The organism is Horticoccus luteus, assembly GCF_019464535.1.
GTDB lineage: Bacteria > Verrucomicrobiota > Verrucomicrobiia > Opitutales > Opitutaceae > Horticoccus > Horticoccus luteus.
Window position 1 is genome coordinate 1,435,800 of record NZ_CP080507.1, and the last position, 13,435, is coordinate 1,449,234.

Consider the following 13,435-nt stretch of genomic DNA (forward strand, 5'->3'; position numbering starts at 1 on the left):
TGAATAAAGTGAAGGGTTTCGATCGCTTAAAGGGGCGGATGAGTAAGGTCCGACCTGGCCCATGACAAGTATTTTTCTCCCACAGCTTCGGCGCGCACGGCAATCCATTCGGGCGTGGCGTAGGGATGCCGGCCGAGGACATGGTGTTCGAGAGCGGAGAGTTGGGCCGGGAGGCATTTGAAAACGAGGCGATATTCCGTGGTGCGCTCGACGGCACCTTCCCAGCGGTAAAGCGACTGCAAAGGGCCGTCGATCTGCACGCACGCAGCGAGGCGGGCCTCGACTGCGCTGGTAGCGAGACGCTCCGCATCAGCGAGCCCGGCGACGGTGGTGAAGGCGAGAAACATAGGGGCGTTTTCGATGGGTGGAGGGGTCGGCGCAACGGCGAATTGTCGCTTGACCGAGTGAACGTTTAAGCGTGTTGTCACCGGCTCACTATTGCCACACGCCCACATGAGAGACGACTACATCCGCGAAGCGCTCAATACCATTCAAGATCCGAACGTGCTGATCAACGTGGTCTCCCGTCGCGTCAAGCAGTTGCGCCGGGGCAACCGACCGCTGGTGGAGTCGTTGGAAAAGCTGGCGCCGGAAGATGTCGCTTTGCGCGAGATCATCGACGGGAAGATCAGCTACGACGCGGGCGAGAACTGAGTCCGACAGGGGCAAATTATTCTTCGGGCGGCTCCGCAGTTGTCGGCGCCGCCTGTTTTGTGTAGGGTTCCCGCACCATGGCCGCGCGCAAGACCGACGCTCAGCGTTACACCGAGATCCGCAATGCGAAGGCCTTGCGCGATTACAGCGTGGAGGAAAAGTTTGAGGCGGGCATCCAGTTGCGCGGAACGGAAGTGAAGTCGGTGCGCGCGGGGCGGGCGCAAATCAACGATGCCTTCGGCCGGGTGCAAAAGGGCGAAGTGTGGCTGATGAACATGCACATCGAGCAATATGCGTTTGGAAATATCTACAATCACGACGCCCGCCGGATTCGGAAACTGCTGTTGCATGCGCACCAAATTCGGAAAATCGCCCAAGCGCTTGATATCGGAGGAAAGTCGCTGGTGCCGCTGCGGATGTATTTCAAAGAGGGCCTCGTGAAGGTCGAAGTCGCCCTGGCTTCGGGGAAAAAGAACTTCGACCGACGCAACGATCTGAAAAAACGCGTGCAGGTGCGGGAGATTGAAAAGGCGATGAAATTGCGGCGCTCATGAAACCGTCGGCGCGTGAAGCGGTGACCGTGCGGGTGCCGGGCAGCACGTCGAATTGCGGCGCTGGTTTCGATACGCTCGGACTGGCGGCGGCGTTATACAACCGGGTGACCTTGCGGCGCGAGGCGGGAACCGCAGGCCGCGCGGCGACGCCGGACCAGGCGCGGGGAACCGAAATGGCGAACGAGGCAGCCGAGGCCTTTTTCCACTGGTCGGGAAGGGCGCGGTTTGGATTTACCTTTGCGATCGAAGGCGACGTGCCGCCGGCGCGGGGCCTGGGGTCGAGCGTGACGGTGCGGGCCGGAGTGTTGGCGGGACTCGGGGTTCTGGCGGGCGCGGAATTGTCACCACACGATCTCGTCGGTCTCGTGACAGCGCTCGAAGGACACCCGGACAATGCGGCGGCGAGCGTGCTGGGCGGGTTTTGCGTCTCGCGCTGCGACCCGGCGACCGGAGCATTTGTCGATGCCGTGAAGATTCCGGTGGCGGCTCAGGCGCGATTGGTGGTCGCGTCGCCGGAAGGCGAGATGCTGACGAAGGAGGCGCGCGGAATTTTGCCGAAGACGCTGCCGTATTTCGACGCGGTGCGCAGTATCAACAGCGCGACCTACCTCGTGGCGCTGCTCGCCACGGGAGACTACGCGCGGCTGCCGGGGAAGCTGGGGGATTTCATGCACGAACCCTATCGGTTGCCCTTGATCCGCGGGGCGGAGCCGGCGATCGAGGCGGGCGTGGCCGCGGGCGCGTGGACGGGCTGGCTGAGCGGCAGTGGTTCCAGCGTGCTGTGCATGGCAGATGCGGCGCGGGCCGAGAGCGTGGCCGCCGCGATGCGGCGGGCGTTCGCGGCGGCCGGCGTAGCGGCGATGGCGCGGGTGCTGCGGGCCGACAATGACGGACTGCGAATCGAAGCCTAGTTTTGACGGGCGGCTTCGATGACGGGAACGGGTTCCCCCGCGGGCCAGAAGCGGACGATTTCGGAGGCGAGTTGCCGCACGCCAAATGGTTTCGGGAGGACGATTTTCAGTCCTGCAACCCGGCTCAGGGTATCCACGCAGAGCAAATCGAGGTTGCCGGTGATCATGATGAAGGGTGTGGCGGGGTGAATCGCCCGCGCCTGGGCAATGAACGCGAGGCCGTTGAGCTGCGGCATGAAGTAATCGGTGACGATGACTGCGGCATCGATGGCGGGGAGCGCGGCCAAGGCCTCCAGGGGACTGGTGTAAGCAAAGACCGGGCACGTGAGGTTTTCGCGGATAAGATCCGCCAGCAGCTGGGTGTAAGAGCGTTCATCGTCAACGATGACGACCGCTTTCTTTGCCTCGATGCTCACGTCAGGAAAGACTCTGGGGTAGCGGTTGGAGTTGGATGCGTAAAGCCAGAAGAACTGAACGTTGCGGTGTGACTTGTGCCCGCGACGGCGGCGCGCAAGATGCTGGCGTGCTGCATATCGTCCTCTTTCAACCGGAGATCGCACCCAACACGGGCAACATCGGTCGCATGTGCGCCCTGACGCGTTCGCGCCTGCACCTGATTCATCCGCTGGGGTTCGAGATCACCGACAAAAATTTGCGCCGGGCGGGGATGGATTACTGGCATTCGCTCGATGTGCACCAGCATGCGGACTGGGCGGCGTTTCGGGCGAGCGGCGTGGCGCCGCAGCGGCTCTGGCTTTTTACGACGAAGACGACGCAGTCGTTTTGGGAGGTGCGTTATGCGGAGGGCGACGGGTTGGTGTTTGGCAGCGAAAGCGCGGGGGCGCCGGCGTGGCTGCACGAGGAAATCGGCGCGGCGCAACGGGTGACGATCCCGCACGCGAATCCGACGCTGCGCTCGTTGAACTTGAGCACGGCGGCGGGGGTGGCGTGTTACGAGGCGTTGCGCCAAGTGGGTTTGCCGGCGGCACCGGCAAGCGGCGCGTGAAGAGGCGTGTTTCGAAACGATGAGCAGCGATCACGATTCCTATGCGGCGGTGCAGGATTATTTGTTCAGCCTGAAGGCGGCGGGAGTGCGCTTCGGCATCGATCGCATGGCAGGTCTGGCGGCGGCGCTCGGGCATCCCGAACGACAGGTGCCGGTTGTGCATGTCGCGGGGACGAACGGCAAGGGCTCCGTCGCCGCGATGCTGGAGGCGATTTTTCGTGCGGCGGGCTGGCGCACGGGACTCTACACCTCGCCGCATCTGGTGCGGTTGGGCGAACGCGTGCAAGTGGACCGCGTGCCGTTGAGCGAAGGAGAAATCATGGCCTACACGAGGGAACTGGAGCCGCTGGCCGAAGTGCTCGGGCGCGCAGAGGCGGACGCCCGGCCGAGCTTTTTCGAATTCATGACAGCGATGGCGTTTTTGCAGTTTGCGCGCCGGAGTTGCGACATTGCCGTGATCGAGGTCGGGATGGGCGGGCGGTTGGACGCCACCAACATCGTGACGCCGGAAGTCGCGGTCATCACATCGATCGGACTCGACCACTGCGAGCAACTGGGCGACACGGTGGAGAAGATTGCGGCGGAGAAGGCCGGAATCATCAAGCCGGGGCGCCCGGTGGTGATCGGGCGATTGCCGGAAGGAGCGGAGAGGGTGGTGCGCGCAATCGCCGCGGAACGCGGCGCGGCGGTGGTGTCGGTGCGCGAGGTATATGGCGACGACACCGGAAATTATCCGCTGACGAATCTCGAGGGGCGTTACCAACGATGGAACGCAGCGACGGCCGCATTGGTGGCGCGGCGGATGGACGTGCGCTGGGGATTGAGTGACGAAATCGTTGCGCGCGGCTTGCAGCAGGTGACTTGGCCGGGGCGCTGGCAGCGCACGACGCTCGGCGGAAAGCAGGTCGTGTTCGATGCGTCGCACAATCCCGAAGGGGCGGTGGCTCTGGAGGAAAATTTGCAGAGCCTCTTCGCGGGAACAGGAAGAAAGCCCGTAGTGGTGACGGGCGTGCTGGGGGCGGCGCGGGCGCGACCGTTGTTGGAGACGATTGCGCGGTATGCGCGCGAGATTCACCTCGTGCGGCCGCAGCAGGAGCGGGCCTGTTCGTGGGAGGAACTCGAGGCGTTTGTGCCGGCGACCTTCTCCGGGACGGTGCGACGCGGCACCGTCCCGGATATTTTCCCCGGGCCGGGACAGTGTCGGGTGGGTGCCGCGGACGACGTGGTCGTCGTGACGGGTTCGATCTACCTGCTGGGCGAAATTCTGGCGCGGCTCGAGCCGGCGCGCGGCGCGAACGAAGGACGTTTGCAGGATTTCTGAACGACGAAAACGCGCGGGCGGCGGGCGGCGAACGCTCGACGGTCCGCGGCGGTTCGCGGCGGAAAGGAGAACGCGACGGGCTTTACGCGAGGGCGATAAGTTCGCGGGTCGGCGGCACGTCCTTGATGATTTGCGAGGGTTGCGGGCCGACGCCGAGGAAGCGCAGATTGGGGAGCGTCGCGGGGAGTGCACCGCCGGCGTAAGCGACGTCGATCAGCGAGCGCATCATGGCGGCGACGTAACGTTGGGCGTTGCGCGGGAGGTCGGCGAAATGGCGGACGTGGGAGACGTCTTCGGACCAGCCAGGGTGGCGCTCGTAAACGGGGCGCAGCGATTTGCGAACGGCTTCGTTGCGCGGCACGTGCGCGTAGCGTCGGCCGGCGGCATCTTCGTAGGCGGTGCAGATGAGGAGCTCGCCGCGCCATTCGCCCGCATGAGTGAGCGCGTCGAGTTTGTTGATCATCAGATCTTGAAAACCGCCGTAGCGGAGGGCGTCGCCCTTTTCCACGGCGTCATACCAGCCGACCATGCGCTGGCGGCCGGTGCTGGTGCCGAACTCGAGTTGTTTGAGCAGCGCGGTGAGCGGATGGGCGTCATCCATCTGCGTGAGGAAGGTGTGCGTGCCGACTTTGGTGTCGTAGGCTTTGGCGACGCCGAACGTGTGGATCGGCTGCACGGGGATGTTGGCGCTCTCGAAAAATTCGGGCGTGAACGTGTGCGAGGCGGTGACGTTGGGCGAGAAGCCGTGGCGTTTGTCGAGCCAGTAGGCCTGGCCGAATTCGCCGATGATGGTGTGGCCGGCGGCGAGTTCGCGGAGGATGAGTTCGCGCACCTCGCCGATGTTTTGGGCGAGGCGTGTGCCGGCGTCCCAATAAACCGCGGTGAGTTTTTCGAGGTTGAGCGTGAAGGGTGCGTCGCCGCGGAAGGCGTGAAAATCGAAATCGGCGGCGGAGAAAAGGCCGAGCTTGATGGCGTCGCCGTTGGCGCGCGTTTCCGCGTTGGTGAGCTGGGTGAAAAAGGAATCCCACGTCGCGGGGCTGACGCGGCAGACGTGTTGAATGGTGCGGCAGGCGCGATCGGCGCGCTGCGCGAGTTTGCGGGCGAAGTAGTTCGGACCGCCGAGGAAATCGGCGAAGGTGATTTGTTGCTGGCCGACCTCGTCGAGATAGGCGGGCGTGATGCCCCGGCCCGTGGAACCGCGCGGCTCTTCGGCGAGGACGTTGACGCGATAATCCTCCCACGCGAGGTCGAGCAAACGGTGGGTGAGATCGGAGACGAGGGCGCGCTCGTCGATCAGGAGGCGCGAGAGCACGGCGTAGCCTTTTTGCTCCAGCGGGGTGGCTTCCCACCAGATTTTGCGCGGGTCGGCGACGACGCCGCTGCCGATGCAGAGGTGGGCGGCGTCGCGCACGACGACGCCGGCCGGGAGGAGGTTGAGCTTGATGCCGCCGGCGGTGTGGCCGGAGTTGGCGCCGCCGTTGACCTTGAGGACAACGGTCACGGGTGCGGAGGTGCCGCGCAGTTCGTCGGCGACTTCGGGGATCAGCCGGCCTTTGCCTTCATCACCGAGGGAAATGCCGACATCGGCGATGAGCTGGCTGGTAAAGGGAGTAAGCGACATGGTTGGCGTGGCAACCGAAGTCAGAGGACCCCTGTTGCCGACAAGGGAAAAGGCGAGTGCGGGAGCGAGCGCAAACAAAAATACCCGTGGTGACGCGCGCAGCCGCGCGGCCCACCGGCGGGGCGAATGATGGGCCGGAGGTTTCCGAGAGGCGCGTGCTTACTCGACGGTGACGGACTTCGCGAGATTCCGGGGCTTGTCGACGTCGCAACCGCGTTCGCAGGCGATGTAATAACTGAGGAGCTGCACGGGGATCGTGGCGACGATCGGGAGCACGGCTTCGTGGCAATCGGGAATGGTGATCGTCTCGTCGGCGAGGCCGGCGGGGAGCTCGGTGCCTTCGGTGACGATGGCGATGACGGGGCCTTTGCGCGCCTTGATTTCCTGCATGCTGGAAATGACTTTTTGGTGCATTTCACCGGCGGGCGCGAAGATGACGCTGGGGCATTTCTCGCTGATCAGCGCGATGGGGCCGTGTTTCATTTCGGCGGCGGGATAGCCCTCGGCGTGGATGTAGGAGATTTCCTTGAGCTTCAGGGCGCCTTCGAGCGCGATCGGGAACAGCGACAGGCGCCCGAGAAAAAGCATGTCGTGGTAGTGCGCAAAGCGCCGGGCGATGGCCTTGATGTGGGGCGCCTGCTCGAGCGCGCGCCGCACAAGGCCGGGGACGGCCTTGAGGGCGTTGGCGTATTGCACGCCGTCGCTGAAACTCATGTCGCGCATGCGGGCGACGTAGAGCGCGATCATCGCGCCCACGAGGAGTTGCGAGGTGAACGCCTTCGTCGACGCGACGCCGATTTCGGGGCCGACGTGTTGAAAAATGCCGCCGTCGGCTTCGCGGGCGATGGTGGAACCGACGGCATTGTTAATGGCGAGGGCCTTGTAGCCCTTGCGCTTGGCTTCGCGCAACGCGGCGAGGGTGTCGATGGTTTCGCCGGACTGGCTGATGACGAAGAAGAGCGTGTGGGAATCGAGGGGGGCGTTGCGGTAGCGAAACTCGGATGCATAGTCGACCTCGACGGGCACGCGGGCGAAACGCTCGATCAGATGCTCGGTGACGAGGCAGGCGTGCCACGCGGTGCCGCAGGCGCAGAAGACAAAGCGGTCCACGCCGCGGAACTCGCCCGGCGTGATGTTGAGGCCGCCGAAAATAGCAGTGCTCCCGTCTTCGGAAAAGCGGCCGCGCATGGCGTTCTCGAGCGCGGTGGGCTGCTCGAAAATCTCCTTTTCCATGAAATGCGTGTAGGCGCCGCGCTCGGCATCCTCGACGGACCAGGTGATCTGATCGACCACGGGAGAAACGTCCGCCTGATCGAGCGTGGTGATGGCAAAGGTACTCGGGGTGAGGTGCACGACCTCGCCATCGTTGAGATAGACGACGTTTTGCGTGCGGCTGATCAGCGCGGAAGCGTCGCTGGCGACGATGTATTCGTCGGTGCCGACGCCGAGAATCAACGGCGAGGCTTTGCGCGCGGCGACGATTTCGGTGGGAAAATCGACGCAGAGCACGGCGATGCCGTAGGTGCCTTCGACGTGCTGCAGGGATTTGCGCACGCTCTCGACGAAGCGGTTCGGTGAGTCGGAGGCGACGGGCTCTTTCGCGTAGTGGTAGGCGATCAGGTTGCAGAGGACTTCGGTGTCCGTCTCCGACTGAAAGTGATAACCCTTCTCCAGAAGGAATTTCTTAATACCGACGTAGTTTTCGATGACGCCGTTGTGAATCAGGGCGAATTTGCCATCGCTGCTGAGGTGGGGATGGGCGTTGGCATCGGTGACGCCGCCGTGGGTGGCCCAGCGCGTATGGCCGATGCCGATCGTGGCGTCGAAGCGATGGCGCGTGGCTTCCTTAGCGAGGACCTCGACGCGGCCGGCCTTTTTGGCGAGCTGCAGCCGACCGGATTGGACGACGCAAAGTCCCGCGGAGTCATACCCGCGATACTCGAGCCGTTTGAGGCCTTCGAGGATGATAACCGACGCTTTTTGTTTACCGACGTAGCCGACGATGCCGCACATAAATTGCTTTGGTGGATTTTGACTGGCGAAAATACGGGGCAGGGCAAAGGTGGGACAAGCAGCAATACTATGACTTATCACAAACGCGTATTGGCAGTCATCATGGGCGGCGGTCGGGGAACGAGGTTGCACCCGTTGACGACGGAGCGCTGCAAGCCCGCGGTGCCGCTGGCGGGAAAATACCGGCTGGTGGACATCCCGATCAGCAATTGCCTGAACTCGGAGATCAACCGGATCTTTTTGCTGACGCAGTTTCAGACGGCTTCGCTGCACCGCCACGTGCAGGGCACGTATCATTTCGATCCGTTTGGCGGCGGGTTCGTGGACATTCTGGCGGCGGAGCAGACGGAGAAGGGCGCTGATTGGTATCAAGGCACGGCGGATGCGGTGCGGCGCAATCTGATGCATTTTCGGGCGTTTCCGCACGACCTCGTGCTGATCCTCTCGGGCGATCAGCTCTACCGGATGGATTACCGCGAGATCATCGACCAACACGTAAAGAGCGGCGCGGACGTGACGCTGGCGGCGGTGCCGTTTGCGGTGTCGAAGGTCGAGGGACTGGGGCTCATGCGCGTGAATGATGCGCTGGAGATTCAAGAGTTTGCCGAGAAGCCCAAGGATCCGGCGATCATCCGGAGCCTGGCGTTGAGTCCGAGCGTGGAGGCGCAGCTGAAGACGCCTTCGGACGAGCCACGCTGTCTGGCGTCGATGGGTATTTACGTGTTCAACCGTTCGGCGCTGGCGAAGGCGCTGGACACGACGATGGCGGACTTCGGCAAGGAAATCATCCCGGGGTTGCTCGGAAAGATGAAGCTGTCGGCCTTCGTGTTCGAGGGATACTGGGAGGACATCGGAACGGTGCGGGCGTTTTTCGAGGCGAATCTCGCGCTCGCGCAGCCGTTGCCACCGTTCAACTTTTTCGATGCGTCGGCGCCGATTTACACGCAGGACCGCTATCTGCCGGCGTCGAAATTGAATCGATGCGAGATCGATCAAGTCGTGATTGGCGACGGGTCGATCATTACGGATTCGAGTCTGCGGCACTCGATCCTGGGGATCAGGACGTTCATCGGCGACGGCACGTCATTGGAAGATGTGATCGTGATGGGCGCGGATTATTACGAGAGCCCGGAGCAGTTGGCGAAAAACGAAGAGATCGGGCGTCCGCATCTCGGCGTGGGGCGCAACTGCCGGATCAAGCATTCGATCATCGATAAAAACGCGCGGATCGGCGACAACTGCGTCATCTCGCCAGAAGGCAAGGAAGACGGGTCCTATCTCGACGGCAATATCGTGATTCGCGACGGCGTGCTGGTGGTGCCCAAAGGGGTGACGCTGGCATCGGGCACAGTGTTTTGAGATTTTTCTTCGCGTGGTATGATCGCGATCCCTCTCGGCGACAGTGCGGTGACGCTGGAGTTGGGAGGGGAAATATCGGAGGCAACCGCGGCGCGGGCGCAGGCGTTGGCGGCGAATATTCGGGCGGCGGCGCTGGTGGGCGTGATCGATATCGTGGCGGCGTATGCGGCGGTGACGGTTTATTACGATCCGGGTTCGGTTGATTATGCGACGTTGAGCGAGCGGTTGAGCGCGGCAGGTGCGGGCACGGAAACCGCCGTGAGCGCCACGACCGGGCGCGAGCGGGAAATACCGGTGTGTTATGGGGGCGAGTTTGGGCCGGATCTCGAAGAGGTGGCGCGGCGTGCGCAGCGAACGAATGACGAAGTGGTGCAGTTGCACGCAGGCGCGGCGTATGTGGTGCACGCCGTGGGGTTCGCGCCGGGCTTCGGTTACCTCGGCGGCTTGCCGATGGCGTTGCGGTGTCCGCGGCGGGCGACGCCGCGAGCGGTGGTGGCGGCGGGCTCGGTCGGGATTGGAGGCGCGCAGACGGGCGTCTATCCGTTGGCGACACCGGGCGGGTGGAACGTGATCGGGCGCACGCCGCTGCGGTTGTTCGATCCCGCGCGCGCCGAACCATCGTGGTTGCGAGCGGGCGACTGCGTGACGTTCCGCGCGATTTCGGAGGAGGAATTCCGGCGATGGGCATGACGATTTTGCGGCCAGGAATGGCGACGACGGTGCAGGACTTGGGCCGCACCGGACACCGGCACGAAGGCGTGCCATTGAGCGGCGCGGCGGACCGACTGGCGTTGCGGCTCGCGAATCTGCTGGTGGGCAACGCAGAAAATGCCGCGGCGCTGGAGGTGACGTTGACGGGACCTGAATTGGTTTTTGCGGACGACCGGCTGGTCGCGATCGGCGGCGGGCGTTTTGCGGAGCGCGAGTCCTGGCATCCGTTTCATGTGAGCGCGGGCGAACGCGTGGCGCTCGGGCCGCTCGTGGCGGGGTGCCGCGCGATCGTCGCGATCAGCGGTGGAATCGAGGTGCCGGTCGTGTTGGGAAGTCGCAGCACGTGTCTGCGCGCGGGGTTCGGCGGGTGGCAGGGAAGGGTGCTGCACGAAGGCGACGTGCTGCCTTTGGGCAGCGCGTCCGCCGGGAAATTGGAGCCGCACTGGCGGCTCGATCCGCAGGTGTTGCCCGCCTACGGCGAGCACGTGGTGGTGCGCGTCATTCCGGGAGCGCAGGCGGAGGAGTTTTCCGGAGCGTGGCTGGCGAACGAATTCCGGGTGTCGGCGCGGTCGGATCGCATGGGCGTGCGGCTGGACGGCGCGGCGTTGGTGCGCGCGTCGACCGCGGAGCTGGTTTCATCGCCGGTGGCGCCGGGAACGGTGCAGGTGCCGCCGGGAGGACAGCCGATTGTGCTTTTGGCGGATGCGCAGACGATGGGCGGATATCCGCGCGTGGCGCACGTCATCGATGTGGACCTGCCGCTCGTCGCGAACGTGAAGCCGGGCGACACGATTCGTTTTCGCACGGTGACGCTGGAAGAGGGGCACCGACTCTGGCGCGAACGCGAGCAAACGATCGCGTTGATCCGGACCGGGCTGGAGGCGCGTTTTCGGTGACGATGCGGATCGATTTGAACTGCGATCTCGGGGAAGGCGCGCCGCACGATGCGGAGCTGATGCCGCTCATCACGTCGGCGAACATCGCTTGTGGGGGGCACGCCGGTGACGCTACGACGATGCGCCAGACCGTGGCGCTGGCCGAGCGCTGGGGCGTGCAAATCGGCGCACATCCCGGTTTTGCGGATCGTGAGCATTTCGGCCGACGAGAACAGCGGCTGAGCGCCGGTGCGCTGCGAGAGTTGATGCGGACGCAAGTCGACGCGTTGCGGCAGCTCGCGCGCGTGCAGCATGTGAAACCACACGGCGCGCTCTACACTCTGGCGGCGCGGGATCGCGCGACGGCGGACGTCCTGGTGGCGGCGATTCGCGAGATCGACGCGACGTTGATCGTATATGCGCTGGCGGGTGGGGAACTCGCGCGGGCGGCGCGAGGGGCGGGATTGCGCGTGGCGGAGGAGGTTTTTGGCGATCGCACGTATCAGCCGGATGGAGCGCTGACGCCGCGGGGACAAGCGGACGCGATGATCGAGCGCGAAGAGGTCGCGGTTGCGCAGGTCGTGCGAATGATCCGCGCAGGCGCGCTGCGATCGGTCGCCGGCACCGACGTGGCGATTCGCGCCGAGACCGTTTGTCTGCATGGCGACGGGGCGCACGCGGTGGAATTTGCGGTGAGCCTGCGACGGGAACTGGCGCGGACCGGCGTGGCGGTGCGGGCTTTCACGGCATGATTAAATTAATCGGCATTCTGATCGTCGCGGCGGGTTTCGCGGTGCGCGCGAATACCTTGCTCGTGGTCTTGGCGGCGGGCGTGGCGACGGGGCTTTCGGCGGGAATGTCGTTCAACGAGGTGATCGAGCTGTTTGGGAAATTTTTCGTCGAGAATCGTTACATGACGCTGCCGGTCGTGCTGATGTTGCCGGTGATCGGGCTGTTGGAGCGGCACGGCTTGAAGGAGCGAGCCGAGATGTTGATCAAACACGCCGGCGCGGCGACGGCGGGGCGGGTGCTGCTGCTCTACACGGCGATGCGGCAAATTTCGATCAGCCTCGGCGTCAATATCGGTGGCCACGCGGGAGCGGTGCGGCCGCTGGTTGCGCCGATGGCGGAGGCGGCGGCGCGGGCGCGGCACGGCGAGGTGTCGCCGGAAATTTCGGAGCGGATTCGGGCGCACGCGGCGGCGGCGGAGAACATCGGCAATTTTTTCGGCGAAGACATTTTCATCGCGGTGGGCGCGGTGTTGTTGATGAAAGGTTTTTTCGACGCGGAGGGGCTGTCGGTCAGTGTGTGGCACATGGCTTTGTGGGGCATCCCGACGGCGTTGGTGGCGTTCGGCGCGATGGGCTGGCGGGCGCGCGCGCTGGATCGACGGATCGCGAGTGAAGCGCGCACGAGTTCGATGAAGGAGGCGGGAAAGAAATGACGCTGCTCACGTTCGAGACGTTTTATGCGTTGTGCGGCGTGATCCTGCTGTTGGTGGCGGGGCGGATTGTGCGCGATCCGGCGCATCCGCGGCGGTGGAGTTCGGCGGCGTTTTGGGCGGTGCTGGGCGTGACTTTTCTGGCCGGAAAATGGCTCGCGCCGCTGGTGGTGGGTTATCTCGTCTTGGTCCTCGTCGTGCTCGCGGCAACGGGGCGCGTGATGAGCGGGCGCGAGCGCCAGCCGGCGCCGATGGAGCGCGCGGAGGAGGCACGGCGGCTGGGAAATCGCGTGTTCTGGCCGGCCCTCGCGATTCCGGCGACAGCGGTGATCGGCACGCTGACACTGGCGCATGTGCGGTGGGGATCGGTGCAGCTGGCGGACGCGAAACAGGTGACGTTGGTTGCGCTCGGGCTCGGCGCAGTGATCGCCCTCGGCCTGGCGCTGCGGGTGACGCGGGCGCGGTGGGGCGAGCCGGTCGAGGAGGGAAGCCGTTTGCTGCAGACGATCGGGTGGACGTTGATTTTGCCGCAACTGCTCGCGGCGCTGGGAGGGATTTTCTCGCGGTCGGGCGTAGGGGAAGTGGTGGCCGGGCTGGTGGCGAGTGCGCTGCCGACGCAGGTGCCGTTTGTGGCGGTGCTGGCATATTGCGGGGGGATGGCGCTGTTCACGATTTGCATGGGCAACGCGTTTGCGGCGTTTGCCGTCATCACAGGAGGAATCGGTCTGCCGCTCGTCGTCCGGCAACACGGCGGCGATCCGGCGATCATGGCGTCGATTGGAATGTTATCGGGTTATTGCGGCACGTTGCTCACGCCGATGGCGGCGAACTTCAACATCGTGCCGGCGATGCTGCTCGAGTTGCGTGACCGCCACGCGGTGATTCGCGCGCAGGCGCCGATGGCGGTCGTGATTTTCGCGGCGAATGTGGTGTTGATGTGGCTGTGCGTTTATCGATTTTGAGCGCGAA

At 64.5% G+C, this 13,435-nt stretch carries 15 protein-coding genes; 11 read left to right on the plus strand and 4 right to left on the minus strand.

The genetic code is table 11. The annotated features are described in order from the left end of the window. Nucleotides 1-26: 26 nt before the first annotated feature. Nucleotides 27-347 (minus strand): divalent-cation tolerance protein CutA, encoded by a 321-nt coding sequence (cutA, locus tag K0B96_RS05900; RefSeq protein WP_220164903.1) that lies wholly within the window; start codon nt 345-347, stop codon nt 27-29. 106 nt (nt 348-453) lie between these two features. Between cutA and K0B96_RS05905 the strand changes: the two genes are divergently transcribed. The 3 genes from K0B96_RS05905 (at nt 454) to K0B96_RS05915 (ending at nt 2,119) form a co-directional block, all read left to right on the plus strand. Beyond that, nucleotides 454-654 carry a DNA-directed RNA polymerase subunit omega gene (locus tag K0B96_RS05905; protein WP_220164905.1) on the plus strand — a complete coding sequence of 67 codons (201 nt, stop codon included), beginning with the start codon at nt 454-456 and terminating at the stop codon, nt 652-654. Between the two features lie 77 nt (nt 655-731). Continuing rightward, the gene (gene smpB, locus K0B96_RS05910) at nt 732-1,208 is read left to right on the plus strand and encodes an SsrA-binding protein SmpB (protein ID WP_220164907.1); all 477 of its coding nucleotides are present in this window, start codon (nt 732-734) and stop codon (nt 1,206-1,208) included. Next, complete coding sequence (locus K0B96_RS05915) at nt 1,205-2,119, plus strand: homoserine kinase (protein ID WP_220164909.1); 915 nt, start codon at nt 1,205-1,207, stop codon at nt 2,117-2,119. The genes smpB and K0B96_RS05915 overlap by 4 nt, the downstream gene beginning before the upstream one ends. Here K0B96_RS05915 and K0B96_RS05920 read toward each other — a convergent pair. Beyond that, the gene (locus tag K0B96_RS05920) at nt 2,116-2,535 is read right to left on the minus strand and encodes a response regulator (RefSeq protein WP_220164919.1); all 420 of its coding nucleotides are present in this window, start codon (nt 2,533-2,535) and stop codon (nt 2,116-2,118) included. The two genes, K0B96_RS05915 and K0B96_RS05920, sit on opposite strands and share 4 nt — an antisense overlap. A 107-nt stretch (nt 2,536-2,642) precedes the next feature. On the opposite strand from K0B96_RS05920, the gene K0B96_RS05925 reads away from it, so the two are divergent. Both K0B96_RS05925 and K0B96_RS05930 read left to right on the plus strand, forming a co-directional pair. Then, nucleotides 2,643-3,125, plus strand: coding sequence for a tRNA (cytidine(34)-2'-O)-methyltransferase (locus K0B96_RS05925; RefSeq protein WP_220166418.1), 483 nt, complete (start codon nt 2,643-2,645; stop codon nt 3,123-3,125). 19 nt (nt 3,126-3,144) lie between these two features. Beyond that, nucleotides 3,145-4,446 (plus strand): bifunctional folylpolyglutamate synthase/dihydrofolate synthase, encoded by a 1,302-nt coding sequence (locus tag K0B96_RS05930; protein WP_220164921.1) that lies wholly within the window; start codon nt 3,145-3,147, stop codon nt 4,444-4,446. A gap of 82 nt (nt 4,447-4,528) precedes the next feature. Here the strand turns inward: K0B96_RS05930 and K0B96_RS05935 are convergent, their stop codons facing one another. Beyond that, nucleotides 4,529-6,067, minus strand: coding sequence for an adenylosuccinate synthetase (locus K0B96_RS05935; RefSeq protein WP_220164922.1), 1,539 nt, complete (start codon nt 6,065-6,067; stop codon nt 4,529-4,531). Nucleotides 6,068-6,226: 159 nt separating this feature from the next. Further along, entirely contained in the window at nt 6,227-8,080 is a 1,854-nt protein-coding gene (glmS, locus tag K0B96_RS05940) for a glutamine--fructose-6-phosphate transaminase (isomerizing) (RefSeq protein WP_220164925.1), read from the minus strand. Nucleotides 8,081-8,149: 69 nt separating this feature from the next. Here glmS and K0B96_RS05945 point away from each other — a divergent pair, with 69 nt between their 5' ends. Genes K0B96_RS05945 through K0B96_RS05970 form a run of 6 tightly spaced genes read left to right on the plus strand, consistent with a single transcriptional unit; the run spans nt 8,150 to nt 13,428 of the window. Then, complete coding sequence (locus K0B96_RS05945; protein ID WP_220164927.1) at nt 8,150-9,439, plus strand: glucose-1-phosphate adenylyltransferase; 1,290 nt, start codon at nt 8,150-8,152, stop codon at nt 9,437-9,439. An 18-nt stretch (nt 9,440-9,457) separates the two neighbouring features. Then, complete coding sequence (gene pxpB / locus K0B96_RS05950) at nt 9,458-10,129, plus strand: 5-oxoprolinase subunit PxpB (RefSeq protein WP_220164929.1); 672 nt, start codon at nt 9,458-9,460, stop codon at nt 10,127-10,129. Further along, complete coding sequence (locus K0B96_RS05955) at nt 10,126-11,046, plus strand: 5-oxoprolinase subunit C family protein (RefSeq protein ID WP_220164931.1); 921 nt, start codon at nt 10,126-10,128, stop codon at nt 11,044-11,046. Before pxpB ends, K0B96_RS05955 begins: the two co-directional genes overlap by 4 nt. 2 nt (nt 11,047-11,048) lie before the next feature. Further along, nucleotides 11,049-11,777, plus strand: a complete 729-nt coding sequence (locus tag K0B96_RS05960) for a LamB/YcsF family protein (RefSeq protein ID WP_220164933.1) — start codon at nt 11,049-11,051, stop codon at nt 11,775-11,777. After that, nucleotides 11,774-12,469, plus strand: a complete 696-nt coding sequence (locus K0B96_RS05965) for a DUF969 domain-containing protein (RefSeq protein ID WP_220164935.1) — start codon at nt 11,774-11,776, stop codon at nt 12,467-12,469. Before K0B96_RS05960 ends, K0B96_RS05965 begins: the two co-directional genes overlap by 4 nt. Further along, nucleotides 12,466-13,428 carry a DUF979 domain-containing protein gene (locus K0B96_RS05970; protein WP_220164937.1) on the plus strand — a complete coding sequence of 321 codons (963 nt, stop codon included), beginning with the start codon at nt 12,466-12,468 and terminating at the stop codon, nt 13,426-13,428. Before K0B96_RS05965 ends, K0B96_RS05970 begins: the two co-directional genes overlap by 4 nt. The last annotated feature ends 7 nt before the right edge of the window (nt 13,429-13,435 follow it).